This is a genomic window from Ktedonobacterales bacterium (assembly GCA_036557285.1).
Classification (GTDB): domain Bacteria; phylum Chloroflexota; class Ktedonobacteria; order Ktedonobacterales; family DATBGS01; genus DATBHW01.
On record DATBHW010000032.1, the window covers coordinates 57,478 to 74,139 of the forward strand.

Here is a 16,662-nt window from a genome sequence, read left to right on the forward strand (position 1 = left end):
AACGCTGGTTTACGCTTTGTGGAGGTAGATGTCGCCGCTGCTGGCCTGGATGGTGATGCGGGCGTAGGGTGCGCTGCCGACGCTGCCGTTTGCCACCGCGCCGCTGCTGCCAGGGAAGACGTTCACCCCTGAGAAATCGGAACTGATGTCGCCGCTGTCGGTGGTTGCCTGCACTTGAAACGCGGCGTCGTTCGGCAGGGTAAGGTCAATGTCGCCGCTGCTGGCCTGGAAACCGTAACTTCCATCGGGTTCGAGCGAGCCGTTGAAGGAGATGTCACCGCTGCTGGTCTGGAACGTCGAGTTTCCACGGGCGTTGGCATTGGCGGCGGTGATGTCGCCGCTGCTGGTGGTGAGCCGCATTTGTCCGTTGATGTTGCTGGCTTCGATGTCGCCGCTGCTGGTGGTGAGGGTGATCTGGCCGCTGCCGCCGTTCGTGGTGATGTCGCCGCTGCTGGCTGTCAAGGCTATCTGGCCGTTGACACCTGTGGAGGTGATGTCGCCGCTGTCGGTGTGGACCTCCAGGGAGGTCTGGCTGGGAACGGTTACGTCGAAGTCAATGCCGTTGTTGTAGGAAAACAAGAAAGAAAAGGTGGGCCGCTCATCTACGGTGACTGTCAGGGTGTTGGCATCGGTCTGCTGGTAGTGAACGGGTAGGGGATCGTTGTCCCCCCAAAAGACGCGCTGGCGCGCTGTGATGCTGATCGTTTGAGACGGGCCGCTGACGATGTGGATATCGCCAGAGTTGGAGGAGAGGCGCAGTGTGGGCTGAGCGCCTACTGTGAAGGTTCTGCTGTTGGTGATTATGTGGGTCAGCAAGACGGAGGCGGATGCCAGGCCACCGAAGATGATCACCAGGATGAGGACGCTGACGCCCATCCAGGCCCAGGGGCTGCGGCCCTGGCGGGGCGGGCGCGCCATGATGGGGGCGGGCATGGGTTGCCATCGGGGCTGCTCGCGTGGGTCGAGATTCGCTGCGGGGAACGCGAAGCCCGGCTGCTCGCGTGGGTCGGTATTGATCGGGCGGCGGTCCCCGTAGGATGCTGCGGGGTCTGCGAAGCCCGGCTCGTGGTTGTTCATGGTTTGCTCCTTTTCTTGGATGCTGCTGCCTGCTGCGCGTGTTGCTGTGATTGCGCGCTCGTATTTCTGTGTGGTTCGGCTTTCCTTAGAATGCCTCACACAACCGACGGTTGGCCCCACCCCTGCCGCCTGGAAGGACGACGCTACACCCCCGCCCCTGCTCGTGCGGCGGTTGTGTGAGGCGCTCTTAAGAAGAGTATACCTGGCAGGTATGGAGGAACTTTGCCGAAAGTGTGTCAAAACAATGGCATTTCCGGCAGGGGTTGGTGTCTTGCTCATTCGTTAGGCTGGCTGCGGCGCAGGCGCGCTGTCACCTGCGCTGGTGTGGGGATGCCTGCTGCGCCGGGCTGTTCGACGACAAAGGAGGCGACGCAGTTGGCAAAGCGCATGGCGGCGTGGGGGTCTTGACCGAGGGCGTATTGGATGAGGAAGGCGGCGGCGAAGACATCGCCAGCCCCGGTCGGGTCTACTTCGGTGGTTGGGAAGGCGCGGAAATGGCGGTTGGTGTCGGCGTGGTAGAGGGTCGCGCCCCTGGAGCCTTCGGTCAGCGCGAGCAGGGGTGTGAGGCGCGCCCAGGCGTTGAGGAGGGCGTCAATTTGCTCCTGCTGCCCATTGCCCCGGTTGTGGGCGATCAAATCTTCGCGGCTGAGGATGAGGACGTGGAGATGGGGCAGCACCTGGGGCGCGGCGGTCCAGGTGGTGGGCGAGACGAGGCCATCGGCGCCCCACTGACGCAGCCAGCCCTGGGGGATGGCCCCCAGGAGCGTGTCTGTGAAGCTGGAGGCGAACTCCGGGGCTACTTCCTGGGCCAGCGGGCCAAGCAGGGCGATGCGGGCGCGCCGCCAGGCTGGGGGCAGATGTTCCGGTCGCAGGGGCGCGGCGCGCCCGCGAAGGTATTGGCGGCGATGTTCGCCTTCATAGATGTTCTCAAAGGTGGTGGATTGGGGCGCGGGAACCGCTGCTACGGCGATCCCAGGCAAGGCGTCTGGCAGCCGCTTCAGGAGGTCAGGAGAGGCGCTGGTGACGATGCCCGCGCGCAGGCCCAGGCGCTGCGCGGTGAGCGAGGCAAAGGTGGCGGCGCCGCCGATGGTGAAGCTGCCATCTGGCCGCAGGTCTTTGGTGACGTGGCCGATGACGAGGAAATCAGGCGGGGCAGTGAGGTCGGCGGGGGCTTCAGACACGGCGCGAGTCTCCCTGTGTTTCTCGTTATAAGCTACTGTCTCAAGCTGGTATATTCCCGGGCAAAGATTTGCTGGCTATCGCTCGTTCGCATTCGGCCAGCAGGGCGTTTACGCGCTTCAGCCAGGCATCGAATGGCTGGAGGCCCGCCAGGGCTGGCGGGAGGGCGACACCTTCTTGCTGGTAGAGCAGCACGCCATGCGCGCCGATGTTCTCCAGGAACTCGGAATCAATGTCGCTGCCCTGTGGATTGCCCACCACCCCTGTGAACGGCCAGCCGCACTGTTCCTCATCAGGTACGTCTTCAGCTTCGCCAAGGAGTCGAACAAACAACGACCTGCTTCTTCTATCGCGCGCCAGCCACCGCTGTTCGTGCAGCAGGATCACCAGATCAATATCACTCAAATCCCTTGGTTCAAGGCGCGCTATAGAGCCAAAGAGAGCCAGGAGTGCGACGTTAGGGTCTTGCTCACGCACCAGTTCTCTTAATTTTCCTACCTTCTGAAGCAAGCGCGGATACTCGCGCAAATAAAGCTGTGCGCGCTTCTGACTTATTTTCTGACTCATTGTTGTCTCCTGGTCTTAAAGCAGGGGTATGCTCTCTTTAAGAGAAGGACGACCCTTCTCAACCCATTCTTTGATTATCTTTAGCGCATCTCTTGCTTCAGAGCTTGCTGTTCCGTTCGTGTGCGACCCATAAATGCTGCCTGGACGTAGTAGTTCGAGATTTCGCCAGGCATCCTGAACTTCTGATGGCGCAATTGCTTTCTTCAGCAGACTTATATTGTCTCTGTGCGCGTGGGCCTGGGGATGAGGCACACCATGCCACTCTGTACCTGCTTCGATAAAGTGGTGCGCCGCCATGTAGCACGCTTCGATAATTGTTTCCCAATCTTCCGCTGGTTCCAGTTTGGCCTGGGTTCGCTCGAATCGTGCGCCCTTGTGGAAATGCTTCTCTGCGTTCATGCGCCCCTCCTCGCCTCTGTCTTCCTGTATGATACCCTCTTTGTGTCACTGAGTCCAGATGATTGCCTGCTTCGGCTGAACTGAGGCTTTGCGCGCCTTTCCTGCAAGCTGGCCTCATGGTATAATGGCAAGAGGAGATGATTTGTTTTTCTCCTTCGGCCTTTTTCCCCCTTTGCTGTTATCCACACACAGAGACTGGAAGATACGAGGGGTGTCTTTCACCGCACGCGCTCTTGAAGACAGGAGGACCAGCGATGAACCTGTTCGAGAAGCAAGCGAAGCTCAATCAATTGTTCACGCAAAATCCGGTCAATGCGGCGTATCTGGCGGGGTCGCTGACGGGGCGCGCTACGTTCGGGCATCTGACTGATGTGGATATTGCGGTTCTTTTGATGGAGCAGATCAAGTCGGACCAGTTTCTGGACTATCAACTCTATCTGTTCACTGAGCTTGCCAAGCGCCTGGAGTCGGATACGATTGATGTGGTGATCTTGAACCAGGCGTCGCTGTTGCTGAAGCTCCAGGTGATTAAATACGGCCAGATCCTCTACTGCCGCGATGAGAAGAAGCGGGTGGCGTTTGAGACGAGGGCGGTGATGGATTACCTGGACTTCAAGCGGATGGATGAGATGCAGCGTGACGCGCTGGCGAAGCGGCTGCATGCCAGCAGGCCGGTGGACCGCGAAAGCCTGCGCACTCAGACGGAGCGCCTGCGGGCGGCGCTGGGGCATCTGGGCGAACTGGGCGAGGTGGAGCGAGAGGCGTTTGTCGGTGATTTCAGGCTGTATGGACTGGCGGAGCGTTATCTGCTGCTGGCGCTTGAGGCGTGTTTGCAGGCATGCAATGTGCTGGTGGCGTCGCTGGGGCTGCGTCGGCCAGAGGGGTATCAGGATTTGCTGGGGGTGGTGGCGACAGAGGGACTTATTCCGCGCCCGCTGGCCTATCGTCTGGAGGCGCTGACGAATCTGCGCGAGGCGCTGCTCTCTGAGCCGGATACGCTGGACCATGCTTTGCTTTACGATCATGTGAAGGAGCGTCTTGCCGCGCTCGAAGAGTTTGCTGAGGAGATGGAAACGCTGTGCAAGGAGTGAATCTGGTCCCCAGCGGCCCGGAGAGACCGGGCGGGCGCTGGCGTGTTCGCGTGGCGCTGAGTCTGGCGCTGGCGGCGCTGGTGGGGGCGGTGAGTGTGGCAGCCTGGCAAGCCTTTGTGCATTCCGGCTGGGGGGCGCGGCTGCGTGGGATGAATGAGATTGTGTTTGTGGGGGTGCAGAACTTTTCGGCGCGAAATGGATGGGAGTCCACGACGGTAGGGTGCGTGACGATTATTTCAGGTTCACAAGGAGAGAGCCAGGGGAACTCGCCGGGGGCGTCGTCGTGCGCTTACACCAGTGGGTTTTCGCCGGGTCTGTTGAGCGCCGCAGCTTCGCCGCAGTTGTATGTCGTCCGGCCCGATGGTTCTGGCTTGCGCCAGTTGACGCATGGGTCGGATGGCTATTATTTTTCGCCAGTCTGGTCGCCCGATGGTTCGCAGATCGCGGCGTTTTTTGTGTCCAACCAGGGAGGGGCGGTTGCCCAACTGGTGGTGATGGATGCGGATGGCGCGCATGTTCATGAGGTTGGGGGGGTGCTGCTTCACCTGGATGCTTTTAGCCAGGCAGCCGGGCAGAGCTTTTCGCCCAACAGCAGGCTGATCGCGTGGTCGCCGACTGGCGATCAGATGGTGGCGCTGACAGGCGCGGGGCGATACGCGCTGGTGAAGGCGGATGGCTCCGGTCTGCGCAGATTCGACGCTTTTCTGCCGGCGTGGTCGCCGGATGGACACACGCTGGCCTATTATACGATTGATCCCAATGATCGAGCGGGGAGCGTCTTCTTTGGGAGACCCGTCTACCGGCTTGAACTGCTGGATACGCGGACGCTGCATGCCAGGCGGCTGAGCAATCTGAAGCTGCTGAATAACGAGGCGCTGGCGTGGTCGCCGGATGGGCGCTTTCTGGCTGTGAGTGTCTTTCCAGGGGGCAATTTTCAGTCCCAGGCCAATGATGCTCTTCTGATCGTGAGCGCGGATGGGGGGGAGACGAAAGCGACGATACAATGGGTGGGGGCGCGTGTTCAGCAGATCGCGTGGTCGCCCGATGGCGAGAAGCTCGCGGTGGTTTTGCAACGCTTCAACGTGGTGACACAACCAGCGGATGCTGGCGCTCCTGTGGGGTCGGAAGTGTGGGTGATCAATCGGGATGGCGCAAACAATCACAAGATTGGGATGAGCGATGACGGGCAGCCGTCCTGGGCGCCGGATGGGAAACGGCTGGTCTTTGTGAGTGCGGATGAGTTAACCCTGATGATTGCCGATACCAGCGCCCAGGCTGAGGCTGCCGTCCATGTCGTCCCGCTCCCGCTGGCGTTTCTGCTGGCTCCATCCTGGTCGCCGCTGGCGGGGATATAGGGAAAATCGGTCTGATTCTAGACTTTCAGGGCTTCCTTGACTTTCCCTGCGTCGCCCAGGTATCTGCGGTGTACCTCAAGTTCGAGGGCTGTGCCATCGGCCAGGCGCAGGTCGAGCGCGGCTGTCACCATCTTCTTCTCTAGCTCAAACTTGAGTACGTCTTGCCTGGGTACAACCAGAACAGGTGTCTTAAGCGAGTTGGTGAAAAATCCGGTGGCAACCTGGTAGATAGCGAATTTCGTCGGGCCGACAGCCATGCACATCTGCGGAAACAACTGAATGTTGGGGTTATTGCTCTTGTTCTTGCTTGCCATGGCCCCGGCGATAGCTCCGCCGACTAATCCGCCGACTCCCCGGCCAATGGCCTGCCCCTTCAGGCCGCCTTTGGGCATGACAAATGAACTTGCCATCACTGGCTCCTGGAGCAGTTGGGTCGCCTGGTCATTCATACGTTTGCTTGGCATTATGGAAAATGACTCCTTCTTTGGATGTAAGAGCGACTGTATCTGCTTTGCAAAGATCGCTCGCTCTCCGCGCGCCATTATGACATATGTTTCCTGGGTATACAAGAGCTTACGTCGGCCCTCACGGAGTTCTGCGCAAACCCCACCCAGCGGTTCATGCAGTTTAATTTTTACCTGGGATACGGTGCGCGGCTGGCGGCTACGCCGCGAAGCCTGCCTGCGGCAACGGGCGCTTGCCTCGGCTGGGCCTGCGGCCTGGACCGCTTGCGGGAACTGGGTTCCCGCACTCTCCCTCGCTGCGCTCGGTCGCGCGGTCCAGCCTCGGCACTCTCGCTCCCGTTGGTCGCTCGCGCACCCGTGTCTGCGCAGGCTCCCCGCCCGCATGGGCGCGGCGTGCGTTTGTGAGAGCGGCGGGCGCGCGGGCGCGGCGTTGAGCCGCCTGGAAGGCGGCGCTACAAGTGGCGTTCGCCTGGAGGGAGCGTTTGTACTGGCGCTACAGATGGGAGGCGGCGAGGATATATGAGGATGTGGTATTACAGGGCGGCGTGTTCTTGCTGCTCGCCAAAGACGCGGCGCAGAGTGTCGCTGATTTCGCCGAGGGTGGCCCAGGCTTCGACGGCGGCGAGGATGCGCGGGAGCAGGTTGGCTGTGCCGCGCGCGGCGTCTTCCAGGGCGGCCAGGGCGGCGCTGGCGGCGGCGTTGTCGCGGCGCAGGCGCAGAACGGCGAGTTTCTGGGCCTGGCGGCGGCCAATGGCGGGGTCCACGCGCAGTACGTCGGGGCGAATGTCTTCTGTGACCTGGAACTTGTTGACGCCGACGATGACGCGCTTCTCGGCTTCGAGGTCTTTTTGGAACTGATAGGCGGCTTCTTCGATTTCGCCCTGCATATAGCCAATCTCGATGGCGCGCACGCTGCCGCCGAGGTCGTCAATCTTGTGGATGTAGTCCCAGGCGCGCTGCTCCAGTTCGTCGGTCAGCGATTCGATGTAGTAGGAGCCGGCCAGCGGGTCAATGGTGTCGGTGACGCTGGTTTCGTAGGCGAGGATTTGCTGGGTGCGCAGGGCGATCTGGACGGCTTCTGCGGTGGGCAGGCCGAGGGCTTCGTCTTTGGAGTTGGTGTGCAGCGATTGGGTACCGCCCAGGACGGCGGCCAGCGCCTGATAGGCGGTGCGCACGATGTTGTTATCGGGCTGCTGGGCGGTGAGGGTGGAACCGGCGGTCTGCGTGTGGAAGCGCAGCAGCCAGGAGCGCGGGTCTTGCGCGCCGAAACGCTCGCGCATGATCCTGGCCCACATGCGGCGGGCGGCGCGGAACTTGGCGACTTCTTCGAGCAGGTTGTTGTGGGCGTTGAAGAAGAAGGAGAGCTGCCCGGCGAAGGTATCAACGTTCAGCCCGGCGTTGACGGCGGCCTGGGCGTAGGCGATGCCGTTGGAGAGGGTGAAGCCGATCTCTTGCGCGGCGGTGGACCCGGCTTCGCGGATATGATAGCCGCTGATGCTGATGACGTTCCACTGGGGGACGTTTTCGGCGCAGTATTGGAAGAGGTCGGTGATGATGCGCATGGAGGGCTGCGGTGGATAGATGTAGGTGCCGCGCGCGGCGTATTCTTTGAGGATGTCGTTCTGGACGGTGCCATGCAGCCCGCGCAGGTCTGCGCCCTGGCGTTTGGCGACGGCGATATAGAGCGAGAGCAGGATGGCGGCGGTGCTGTTGATGGTCATGGAGGTGCTGACCCGCGCGAGGGGGATGCCCTGGAAGAGGGTTTCCATGTCTTCGAGGCTGGAGATGGAGACGCCGACTTTGCCGACTTCGCCTTCGGCCAGGGAGTGATCGGCGTCGTAGCCCATCTGTGTGGGGAGGTCGAAGGCGACGGAGAGGCCGGTTGTGCCTTGCTCCAGCAGGTAGTGGTAGCGCCGGTTGGATTCTTCGGCGGTGGCGTAACCGGCGTACTGGCGCATGGTCCAGAAGCGGCTGCGATACATGGTGGGCTGGACGCCGCGCGTGTAGGGATACTGGCCGGGAAAGCCAAGGTGTGTTTGCGGGTCGAAGCCGCGCGTGTCCAGGTCGGCCTGGGTATAGAGCGGCTGGACCTCGATGCCGGAGGCGGAGGTGGTGGTGAACTCCTGCTGGCGCTCAGGGGTCTTCTGGATGGCTTTCTTATAGACGTTTTCGCGCCAGGCTTCGGCTGCGTTTTCGTTGCTCATCTGGTATGTTGGCGGCGCTTGCTCTGCTATCGTCCCTACGAGCAGGAGCGCCGCTGCTCCTTTCCAGGCTTAGCGATGGATACGGATGCGCCCTTTCTCTACAATGACCAGGGTATTCGCCAGGTTTTGCCCAGAGAGTGTGGCAAGGGCATTCAAGACTTGCTGAATACGTTCAACTAGTGGAGTCTCGTTTGGGAGTCGCACCACTATAATGCCAAAGTGAGGCGGCTTGTATTCTCTAATGTTAGCAAAATCAAGATCGCCTGTGATAATTGTTTGATGATGCGCTTGTGCATAAGTGAATACAGATGCATCAAGACGACCTTGCAGCCCTACATCATAGACGTGTTCAGCCAGGTATCCAGCGGCCTGCAACCTTAAAGAAAGTGTTACCGACATGTTCTCATCAACGAGAAATGCCCAGCTACTCACTGGTGGCATATACCACTTCCTCGGACAGCCGCCTGGCTGCATAACCAAGGGCCGCACGAACCTGTTCGAGAGTCAGGTGGTATTCGTAGGTAACTTCTTCCTGACTCATCCCACTGGCAAGCTGGCCCAGCACCAGATCAACCGGAACTCTGGTTCCGGTGATGACCGGCTTGCCTCCCAGGATTCCTTGATGAGAGCTAATTCCTGGATACAGTTCAACTGGTTGCATCGGAGCGCCCCTTTCGTGACGGTCTGCTGCTGTGCTTTTCTTTTAGGATGTCCATCTATTTGATTAAATAACAATTCCAAAACGCGCGGCCAGCATTTCCCGATACTCTGCTTCAGAGCGTAACAGCCGCTCTGTCTTTTTCCCCTGAACGGTCCGAATCAGCAACAGATCGCTGAGCGTAATGCGCCCCATTGGCGTTGCCAGCGAGCAGACCCGTTTTTGGGTGAAAGACGACTCAGGCGAGGTCTGGTGGAAGTGACAGCGAGCAGCGAAGTCGTTCAGGAGATGTGGCTGTAAGGTGAAACGATACTGCGATTCCCATGTTTCCTCGCTCAATCGCTGCAAAACCCAGTAGTCGCGCGGCGTGTTAGCGTCGCTCTGCTGTTCTTCCCGCAGCAGGCGATAGATGTATCCATCGGTATCTTTCTGCTCCAACCCGGCCTCAAAGCGCAGCGGCTGCCGAAACAAATCACCGAAGCCTACGTCGGCCAGCCAGTCTGCGCCGGAGAGCTGGTGTACCAATAACGTCAGATGGTCATACTCAGGGCCGAAGCTGCCATCGGCGCGGGCGACTCCAGCAGAGAGCAGTGCCACCTGGAAGCCCAGGCGCCGGAGCAGCCAGGCAAAGAGGCCGTTGAGTTCATAGCAGAAGCCGCCGCGCTGCCGACTGACAAGTTTGTCGAACAGCGCGGTTTCTTGCAGGATGATCGGTTGCCCGTAGTGAATGGAGAGATTCTCAAAGGGGACGGCCAGCAGATGGCTGCTATGCAAGGCTTGCAAGGTTGCCAGGGATGGCTCTGGCGCATCCGCATTCTGTGGGGCCGAGAAATCAATGCGATGCAGGTAGTCTTTATAGGCTGTGAGGTGTAATGCGTTCGGTTGCATCGTAGCCTGCTTTCCTCTAAGTGATGCTGAGGCCCTTGAAGCGGGCCTCGAAGCCTGGCCCTTTGGGAGAGGCCGCCATGACGCCTGCCAGCCCGCGCTCTGTCGCGGGGAAGTAGCCGTGTCGCAGCAGGTGATAGGTTGTGCCGTCGAGGGCGTAGAGGATTTCGATGAAAGCGCCCTCCCGCTTCAGGCTCAGCCAGAGCGCGGCGGGGTCTGCGGGCAGGGGTGTCAGCGACCAGTCTGAGTAGTGGCGGGTGACGACGGCGCTGACGTGCTGCCTGCCCTGGTAGAACTCGATGCCGCACTTGAGCCAGTTGGCTTCGTCCAGTTGCAGCATCAGCCCGGCCTGATCGTAGAGGCTGTGGTAGCTGCCGGTGACTTTGACCTGCGCGCGGAAGTCGCCGGTTATGGGCTGGGCGTAGAAGTGACCGTTGGCGTGGACTTCGCCAGTGTGGGCGCGCCAGAAGTCGGTCTGAGGCGCTGTGGTCAGCGTCAGGGTATCGCCATCTATGCGCCAGGATGGCGGCTCGTGATACCAGTCCAATGTACGAATCCTCTCTGCTCAATTACCAGAGGTTTTGAGAGCCTCTACTACTGAACGCGCCCATGCCTGGACGTTATCGAGATAGGCGTCTACCCCTGCGGCTGTTATATCAGCGGCGGTGGTCGGCCACTGGATAGGGCGGGCATACGCGCCGTAAGATGTGGGCGTTCCCTTGATTTTCCAGGCGCGCTTGCCAGAATCTACTGTGCCGCGCTGCCGCCGACGCATTTCATCCGGCGTCGCGCCCTGTTCCACAAATGCGACTAAAAGCTGTTTCGCCTGCTCAAGCCCTTGCGGGGAGTAGAGATGCGGGTGTTGCAGGTGATAGCACAGGACCATGAGATGATGCCCGGCCAATGTTTTGTCGGGATATTCGGCTTCCCAGGCGAGCATCTGGTGAAAGTGGTCCTGGCAGGTCAGGTTGTTGCGCCAGGCTGCGCCACATTCGGGGCATTGGTTGTTTGTTTCCATGAGGACTGGATGCTCCCTGTTGCCGACATAGCCGCAAAAACGCTCTTGTTTATTCTACCTCTTTTTGAGGGGTCGGTGTATGGCGTTTGAGACACAGGACAGGGCTTTTCGCAAGTCCGCAGGCGGTTGAAACCGCGCCTGGTGGCGTCTGCGGACGCCACCAAGTCCCTCTTCAGGGACTCCCCACCCACTCAGGCGTGGCATGGGCGTGTATCGCCAGGCTTTGTAGTGGCGCGGCGTTGCGCCGCCAGGGACGGCGGCGGTACAGGCGGCTGGCGTTGCTCCCTGGCGGTGATGTGAGGCGCTCTTAAGCAGAGGCTACGTGCTAATGGTGTACTGGCTGATGATGGTCAGCGGCAGCGGCAGAGCGCCGTAGCGCATGAGCGCGGCGGTTTGCTGCGCCGAACTGAGCGTCATATGGCCGCCTGAGATTTGCGCCAGGCCGGTGATCTCGCTCTGGATGACCGCTGATTCGATGACCTTGCCGTCCAGGGTAATGGTGAGGTAATCGCCGATATTGGCCCGGGTGTATTGAGCAAAGGCGCTCTGCTCCGCGCTCTTGAAGGCAAAGAGAATGACTGGCTGGCCGCTCTGCTGATCAATCGTGGCGTTGATGCTGTTGGGGTCAAGCTGATCGCCGGTAAAGCGCACCGGATATTGCCCCGGCTGCACCGCTGTGCCATCTGCTAACTGGATAGGGCCAGTGTCAATAAACTCCAGCTTGCCGATGCGCGTCAGCAGCGCGATGGCGTCTGGATTGTTGTATTGGCCCGCGAGGTCCACGACGATCCGGTCGGTGCCCTCCAGGCGGGCAACGACCTGGGCGGCTCCCAGGCCATGTTTGACACGCTGCTCAAGGATGGCGCGTGCCTGTGGAAGCTGCGCCAGGACAGCAGATGCGCAATGATTGCCATTGAGATTGCAGGCCGCTTGTAATGTTATCTCTACTCCGCCGTTGTAGTACGAGCCAGGCGTGGCGCTGGTATCAGGCGCGGTTCCACAGGCCGTTACCCCCGCGAGCAAAGCAAGAAAGAGCAGGAGAGAGACGATTTTGCGCTGCATGGGCTGCCTCCATTGTATAACGACTGTATTCTGGCAGTCGCCTTCATATCATCACTATATCTAGTGACGAACGAACAGGGGCCAATTCTTCAGAGGCTTTGCATATATTCCCTGAAGTTGTGGCGGGGCCGATAGCCCAGGCGTTGTTCGGCGCGAGCGATGACATAGACGCGATCAATGCGCTCTGGCAGGGACCAGCCGCGCGCGGCGTAGAGTTCTGCTATCCCTGGCACGCGCTGGCTGAGGATGGTGGGGGCAATGCGCCAGAGAGCGGGCGTGTCGGCTTCTTGCAGGGGGGAGCGCGCCGCGATGTTGAAGAGGTCGAAGGCGATCTCCTGGTTGGCGACGGCCAGGGCGTGGGCTGCCGCTGCGTCGCGGACATCTACGCCGCGATAGAGGCGATAGGCGCCGAGGCGTTCCGGCGGCTCCGAGTAGAAGCGGGCGGTGCGCAGGCAGATGACGGGCAGCCCTTGCGCCAGGGCGAAATGGCGGCAGAGTTCTTCGGCGGCAAGCTTGGTGATGTCGTAGATGTCGCGTGGGCGCGGGGTGAGGTCTTCTGTGACCCAGACGGCTCTGTCTGTTGGGACGAGGGCGAAGCCATAGACGGAAGTGGTGCTGGTGTAGACAAAGCGCCGGATACCTGCCTGTATGGCCGCTTCCAGCAGATGCAGCGTTCCGCTGATGTTGGTGTTGATGAACGCCTGTTTGGAGACGCCTTCGAGTAGATGGCGGGCGTGCAGCGAGGCGGTATGGATGATGGCGTCGGCTTCTTTCGCCAGGGCAAAGACGAGATCGCGGTCAGTGACGCTGCCAATCTGGTTTGTCCAGGCTCCGGGGAGGAGGTCGAGGCCGATGATCTGGTGTTCGCTGGAAAGCTGGCGGGCGATTTCTGCGCCTAACTGGCCGGAGCTTGCGGTAATCAAGATGCGCATGGTTGCTGCTTCTAGCCTCTTTCCCTCATCGCAGGTCATACAGCGGCAGGCCGGTCTTCGCGGCAATGAGGGAGAGCAGCGCGTCCATCTGGCGGTCATATTCGTCGAAGGGAAGGGCAGGCTTAAAGTTAGGCGGAAACAGGGTACCCTGGCGCAGCCGTATCAGCAGAGTAAAAGTGGCCGCGCCCGATAGCTCATAGAAGGTTGGCGGGCCTGTGCGCTTGACGCTGCGAGTAATGGCGAAGAGACGCGCCTCGCGCCAGGAGGTATGGTATATGCGTGTGCCCTGCCGGACGGTCAATTCTTCTTCTGTTGCTGTGATCTGCTGGTGTCCAGTCCATATGAGGACAACCGATATGAGGATGGCGAACCCGATGGTGATGCCGAGGATAAGCGCATAGAGGGTGATAGTGAATGTGGTATTCAGATTGCCAGGGCTATCCAGACCGCTTGTAAATGTTAGCAAGAGGAACGCAAGGGGGAAAAGCAGGCTAAGACCACCACCAATAGCGAATGACCTGCCGCGCCCTGGTCCCAGCGTGATTGTGAATGGAAGGGGAAGCGCTGCGTCGTTTGGAATGGGCTGCGCGGCTGCTAATGGAATGAGGAGGCCCCCTCTGCCTGCTGCTGCCTGGCGACGTAGATTGATCGCCTTGAAGCGAAGCGCCACGAATATTGCCACGCCATCCATGAGCGCGAAGTAGGTTGCCATGATAAGGACGGGTATGAGCTGATCAAGATCAGCATTAGCCGATACAAGCGACTGGAGCAAGGCAAACAGAATGAGAAAAACAATGCCGAAGTACATGAAGCTCCTGAAACGAAATTGCACATATCGCGGGTCGTCTTTAATCATCGTTTTCCTCCCTGGCCTGGGTTGCTTTCTAGCTTGCCTCTTCCCGACCAGGTATCTGCTCAGTTTTTGCTCAAAGTCTGAGAACGTGCTGTAGCGTTCGGCGTGAGCGGATGGGCATGTTTTTGTTCTACCCTTCGATGAAGGTCAGGGCCTCGCGGGTGAAGACTTCCGAGAGGGTGATGGTGTAGTGATTGACGCCGGGGATGTCGGCCAGGCGACAGTTGGGGATGGCGCTGCGCACGCGCTCGGCTTCGTCGGGTGTGAGGATGAAGCCCTGGTCGGGCGCGAGCGTGCCGACAGTGGCGCGGGTGATGAGGGTGGGCGCTTGGATGCGCGGCAGCAGCACGTCGGCGTTGATGGTGGCGTTGACGATGATTTCTTCGTCAATGGCGGCTTTGGAGACGCGCGAGGTGACGGTTCCGTCGGGATGGACTTCGGCGTCGTAGCGATAATAGGCTTCCCAGAGGGGATTCCAATCGTGGATGGGCGTCTGGCGGCGGCTCTCCAGGTAGTCATCGAGCGAGGGGTAGACCTGGCCCAGTCGGCTGAGCGAGGCGGCGATGGTCTGAAGGGCGTCGGCGGGGACTCTGCCGCCAGCATCCACGAGGAGGAGCCTGTTGACGCGCTGGGGATGGATGCCAGCAAAGAAGAGGCCGATGAATACGCCCAACGAATGCCCGATGAAGTGGACGGCTGGCAGGCTGAGGGCGTCGCAGAGCGCGAGCAGGTCGTTGACGTGATAGGGGATGCCGATGCCGTGAGGCGGCTTGTCGCTGAGGCCACGCCCGCGCAGGTCGGGCGCGATGGCATACCAGCCCTGTGCTGCGAGGTGGGGGGCAAATGCGCCCCAGGACTGGCTGCTGGCGGTGAGGCCATGCACGAGCAGGACGGCGCGCTCTGGCCGGGTGAACTCGCCCCAGGTGGCGTAGTGGAGGGTGATGCCGTTGACGTGCAGGTCGTGGTGAATCATAGATTGGTTCTCGCTCATGTTCCCTGGCTCCTTATGGACTGGCGAGGCGGGCTGCCCCACCCCACAGGCGGTTAAAACCGCGCCTGGAGGCAAGCCGCCACAAAGCCCGCCTACGCGGGCTAGGACGAATGCGCGCTGAAAAGACTTGCTTTATGGGTTCAGCACAGCTATTATACACGCACGTATCGCCCTCTCGTAATTCTAAACATATACCCAGGCGTACTGCTCAACCTCTGACTGTCGGCCCTGCATTGCTTCCAAGGAGGGAGTACCCCGATGAGCGATGTGGCTCCATCTACCGCAGGCGATCTGGCGACGCCGCAGCGACGCATTGCCAGCTACGCGACTTTTGCCTTCTATGTCCTCTTTGCCATTAACTTCCTCAACTATCTGGATCGCTTTATCCTGACCGGCGCGTCTACTGTGGTGGCGCACGAACTCGGCTTTGGGCTGGACGGCATTGGTGTCCTTTCAGGGGCGTTTACGGTGGCGCTGACCCTGAGCGCGATCCCTTTTGGTATCTGGGCTGATCGGGCCAGTCGCAAGAAGGTGATTGCGACAAGCGTGGTGATCTGGAGCCTGGCAACCGGCTTCACGGCTCTGGCGGCCAATTTTTTCACGCTGTTTCTTTCGCGCGCGGTGCTGGGCGTTGGGGAGGGCGGCTATTCGCCCGCGAGCAACGCGCTGCTGGCGGATTATTTTAGCCGCGCAAAGCGCGCCAAAATCCTGAGCCGACTGGCGACGGCGTTGTTTATCGGGCTGATGGCTGGCATTATCCTGGGCGGGGCTGTGTCGCAGATTGGGCCTGGATCGTGGCGCTGGGGCTTTGTCTTTACGGGTGTTCCGGGGCTGCTGCTGGCGTTTCTGGCCTGGCGCATCCACGAGCCACGCCGCAATCAGGCCGATGCGGAGGAGACCGACGCGGCAGAGATTGCGCTGGAAGAGTCGGCAGTTTCCGGCGAGATGATTGTGCCGCGCAAGGTGCTTTCGCAGCTGGGGGCTATCCTGCGCATCAAGACGGTGCTGGCGCTAATTGCGATGCAGATTTTTGCGTATGCGGTGTTGTCTGCGAGCATCAATTTTCTGCCGCCGCTCTTCCAGCAAAAAGATTCCTTTGGTATGACGCCGACACAGGCGGGCCTTTTTACCGGCCTGGGCGTGGCGATAGCGGCGATCCCCGGCGCGCTTCTGGGCGGCTACCTTTCGGATGTGCTCAACCGGCGCTATCCGGGGGCGCGCGTGCTGGTCTGCGGTCTGGGTTTCCTGGTGGGCGCGCCGTCGTATCTGATTTCGGTGGTGGTGGGTGTCTCGACGCATAACCTCTATCTGTACAGCGTTTTCTTCTTCATCACCGCGCTGCTGCTGAACCTGTATCTTGGCCCTGGCGCGGCGGCCATTGCCGATGTGGTGCCGTCGGCGCTGCGGGCGTCGGCGGTGGCGATCTCGATCTTTGCGAGCAACCTGCTGGGCAACGCCTTTGCGCCGACGCTGGTTGGCTTGTTGGCAAACGCGCTTGATCCCACTGGGGGCCAGCACTTTCAGCACAACCTGGCGGGTATCGAACTCAGCCTGGCCCTGGCCTACACCTGTCCGGCGGCGCTGGCTATCGCGGGCGTGATTGGCGTCGTGGGGTCGCGCTGGGTGAAGGGCGATCTGCGGCGGGCGCAGCAGGCCGAGGCGCAGATGAGCGGGTCATGAAGCAGGCTGGCGGTTGAAACCGCGCCTCCGGCGGCGGGCGCTTGCGGAAACCCAGTTTCCGCATTCTCGCTCGCTGCGTTCGCTCGCGCGCCTGGAGGCTGCGCCACCAAGCCTGCCGACGCAGGCTCCCCACCTAATAAGCGCGGCGTTTGTTCGCAGGGGCGGCGGGCGCGCGAGCGCGGCGTTGGCCGCCTGGAAGGCGGCGCTACAAGTGGCGTGCGCCTGGAGGGGCGTCGGTGGGCCGCCT

Annotated in this window: 19 protein-coding genes; 4 read left to right on the plus strand and 15 right to left on the minus strand. The window is 60.7% G+C overall.

The genetic code is table 11. The features are described 5' to 3' along the window. Window positions 1-9: 9 nt before the first annotated feature. From VH599_09435 to VH599_09450, 4 genes are all read right to left on the minus strand, one after another. Window positions 10-1,077 carry a DUF4097 family beta strand repeat-containing protein gene (locus VH599_09435; GenBank protein ID HEY7348522.1) on the minus strand — a complete coding sequence of 356 codons (1,068 nt, stop codon included), beginning with the start codon at window positions 1,075-1,077 and terminating at the stop codon, window positions 10-12. A gap of 275 nt (window positions 1,078-1,352) precedes the next feature. Beyond that, the gene (locus VH599_09440) at window positions 1,353-2,258 is read right to left on the minus strand and encodes a PfkB family carbohydrate kinase (protein ID HEY7348523.1); all 906 of its coding nucleotides are present in this window, start codon (window positions 2,256-2,258) and stop codon (window positions 1,353-1,355) included. 40 nt (window positions 2,259-2,298) lie between these two features. After that, window positions 2,299-2,823: a nucleotidyltransferase domain-containing protein gene (locus tag VH599_09445; GenBank protein HEY7348524.1), complete on the minus strand. Its 525-nt coding sequence runs from the start codon at window positions 2,821-2,823 to the stop codon at window positions 2,299-2,301. 15 nt (window positions 2,824-2,838) lie between these two features. Then, complete coding sequence (locus VH599_09450) at window positions 2,839-3,222, minus strand: hypothetical protein (GenBank protein HEY7348525.1); 384 nt, start codon at window positions 3,220-3,222, stop codon at window positions 2,839-2,841. Between the two features lie 254 nt (window positions 3,223-3,476). Here VH599_09450 and VH599_09455 point away from each other — a divergent pair, with 254 nt between their 5' ends. Together VH599_09455 and VH599_09460 are read left to right on the plus strand one after the other, a co-directional pair. Then, the gene (locus tag VH599_09455) at window positions 3,477-4,313 is read left to right on the plus strand and encodes a HepT-like ribonuclease domain-containing protein (protein ID HEY7348526.1); all 837 of its coding nucleotides are present in this window, start codon (window positions 3,477-3,479) and stop codon (window positions 4,311-4,313) included. Next, window positions 4,301-5,668, plus strand: coding sequence for a hypothetical protein (locus VH599_09460; protein HEY7348527.1), 1,368 nt, complete (start codon window positions 4,301-4,303; stop codon window positions 5,666-5,668). Before VH599_09455 ends, VH599_09460 begins: the two co-directional genes overlap by 13 nt. A gap of 17 nt (window positions 5,669-5,685) precedes the next feature. Here VH599_09460 and VH599_09465 read toward each other — a convergent pair whose 3' ends face one another. The 11 genes from VH599_09465 to VH599_09515 all read right to left on the minus strand — a co-directional run bounded on the left by VH599_09465 (window position 5,686) and on the right by VH599_09515 (window position 14,735). Then, window positions 5,686-6,132 carry a hypothetical protein gene (locus VH599_09465; GenBank protein ID HEY7348528.1) on the minus strand — a complete coding sequence of 149 codons (447 nt, stop codon included), beginning with the start codon at window positions 6,130-6,132 and terminating at the stop codon, window positions 5,686-5,688. A 533-nt stretch (window positions 6,133-6,665) separates the two neighbouring features. Then, complete coding sequence (locus VH599_09470; protein HEY7348529.1) at window positions 6,666-8,336, minus strand: methylmalonyl-CoA mutase family protein; 1,671 nt, start codon at window positions 8,334-8,336, stop codon at window positions 6,666-6,668. Window positions 8,337-8,405: 69 nt separating this feature from the next. Beyond that, a complete protein-coding gene (locus tag VH599_09475; GenBank protein ID HEY7348530.1) occupies window positions 8,406-8,777 on the minus strand; it encodes a DUF5615 family PIN-like protein in 372 nt (123 codons plus the stop codon). Beyond that, window positions 8,761-8,997, minus strand: coding sequence for a DUF433 domain-containing protein (locus VH599_09480; protein HEY7348531.1), 237 nt, complete (start codon window positions 8,995-8,997; stop codon window positions 8,761-8,763). The genes VH599_09475 and VH599_09480 overlap by 17 nt, the downstream gene beginning before the upstream one ends. Before the next feature lie 63 nt (window positions 8,998-9,060). After that, window positions 9,061-9,882 (minus strand): arylamine N-acetyltransferase, encoded by an 822-nt coding sequence (locus VH599_09485; protein HEY7348532.1) that lies wholly within the window; start codon window positions 9,880-9,882, stop codon window positions 9,061-9,063. Between the two features lie 16 nt (window positions 9,883-9,898). After that, the gene (locus VH599_09490) at window positions 9,899-10,426 is read right to left on the minus strand and encodes a DUF1349 domain-containing protein (protein HEY7348533.1); all 528 of its coding nucleotides are present in this window, start codon (window positions 10,424-10,426) and stop codon (window positions 9,899-9,901) included. 18 nt (window positions 10,427-10,444) lie between these two features. After that, the gene (locus VH599_09495; GenBank protein ID HEY7348534.1) at window positions 10,445-10,897 is read right to left on the minus strand and encodes a DUF5946 family protein; all 453 of its coding nucleotides are present in this window, start codon (window positions 10,895-10,897) and stop codon (window positions 10,445-10,447) included. A gap of 318 nt (window positions 10,898-11,215) precedes the next feature. Beyond that, on the minus strand, window positions 11,216-11,959 hold the full coding sequence (locus tag VH599_09500; GenBank protein ID HEY7348535.1) for a hypothetical protein: 744 nt from the start codon (window positions 11,957-11,959) through the stop codon (window positions 11,216-11,218). A gap of 89 nt (window positions 11,960-12,048) precedes the next feature. Continuing rightward, window positions 12,049-12,891: an NAD(P)-dependent oxidoreductase gene (locus VH599_09505; protein HEY7348536.1), complete on the minus strand. Its 843-nt coding sequence runs from the start codon at window positions 12,889-12,891 to the stop codon at window positions 12,049-12,051. A gap of 25 nt (window positions 12,892-12,916) precedes the next feature. After that, complete coding sequence (locus VH599_09510; GenBank protein HEY7348537.1) at window positions 12,917-13,747, minus strand: hypothetical protein; 831 nt, start codon at window positions 13,745-13,747, stop codon at window positions 12,917-12,919. Between the two features lie 127 nt (window positions 13,748-13,874). Beyond that, window positions 13,875-14,735 carry an alpha/beta hydrolase gene (locus VH599_09515; GenBank protein ID HEY7348538.1) on the minus strand — a complete coding sequence of 287 codons (861 nt, stop codon included), beginning with the start codon at window positions 14,733-14,735 and terminating at the stop codon, window positions 13,875-13,877. A gap of 258 nt (window positions 14,736-14,993) precedes the next feature. On the opposite strand from VH599_09515, the gene VH599_09520 reads away from it, so the two are divergent. Together VH599_09520 and VH599_09525 are read left to right on the plus strand one after the other, a co-directional pair. Further along, entirely contained in the window at window positions 14,994-16,415 is a 1,422-nt protein-coding gene (locus VH599_09520) for an MFS transporter (GenBank protein HEY7348539.1), read from the plus strand. A 13-nt stretch (window positions 16,416-16,428) separates the two neighbouring features. Then, window positions 16,429-16,662: hypothetical protein (locus VH599_09525; GenBank protein ID HEY7348540.1), on the plus strand; the 234-nt coding region annotated here is incomplete at its 3' end.

Coding starts and splice junctions, on each gene's coding strand:
- VH599_09435 (HEY7348522.1), bottom strand. CDS start 1,077: ATGAACAACCACGAGCCGGGCTTCGCAGACCCCGCAGCATCCTACGGG.
- VH599_09445 (HEY7348524.1), bottom strand. CDS start 2,823: ATGAGTCAGAAAATAAGTCAGAAGCGCGCACAGCTTTATTTGCGCGAG.
- VH599_09450 (HEY7348525.1), bottom strand. CDS start 3,222: ATGAACGCAGAGAAGCATTTCCACAAGGGCGCACGATTCGAGCGAACC.
- VH599_09455 (HEY7348526.1), top strand. CDS start 3,477: ATGAACCTGTTCGAGAAGCAAGCGAAGCTCAATCAATTGTTCACGCAA.
- VH599_09465 (HEY7348528.1), bottom strand. CDS start 6,132: ATGCCAAGCAAACGTATGAATGACCAGGCGACCCAACTGCTCCAGGAG.
- VH599_09470 (HEY7348529.1), bottom strand. CDS start 8,336: ATGAGCAACGAAAACGCAGCCGAAGCCTGGCGCGAAAACGTCTATAAG.
- VH599_09475 (HEY7348530.1), bottom strand. CDS start 8,777: ATGCCACCAGTGAGTAGCTGGGCATTTCTCGTTGATGAGAACATGTCG.
- VH599_09480 (HEY7348531.1), bottom strand. CDS start 8,997: ATGCAACCAGTTGAACTGTATCCAGGAATTAGCTCTCATCAAGGAATC.
- VH599_09485 (HEY7348532.1), bottom strand. CDS start 9,882: ATGCAACCGAACGCATTACACCTCACAGCCTATAAAGACTACCTGCAT.
- VH599_09495 (HEY7348534.1), bottom strand. CDS start 10,897: ATGGAAACAAACAACCAATGCCCCGAATGTGGCGCAGCCTGGCGCAAC.
- VH599_09500 (HEY7348535.1), bottom strand. CDS start 11,959: ATGCAGCGCAAAATCGTCTCTCTCCTGCTCTTTCTTGCTTTGCTCGCG.
- VH599_09505 (HEY7348536.1), bottom strand. CDS start 12,891: ATGCGCATCTTGATTACCGCAAGCTCCGGCCAGTTAGGCGCAGAAATC.
- VH599_09510 (HEY7348537.1), bottom strand. CDS start 13,747: ATGATTAAAGACGACCCGCGATATGTGCAATTTCGTTTCAGGAGCTTC.
- VH599_09515 (HEY7348538.1), bottom strand. CDS start 14,735: ATGAGCGAGAACCAATCTATGATTCACCACGACCTGCACGTCAACGGC.
- VH599_09520 (HEY7348539.1), top strand. CDS start 14,994: ATGAGCGATGTGGCTCCATCTACCGCAGGCGATCTGGCGACGCCGCAG.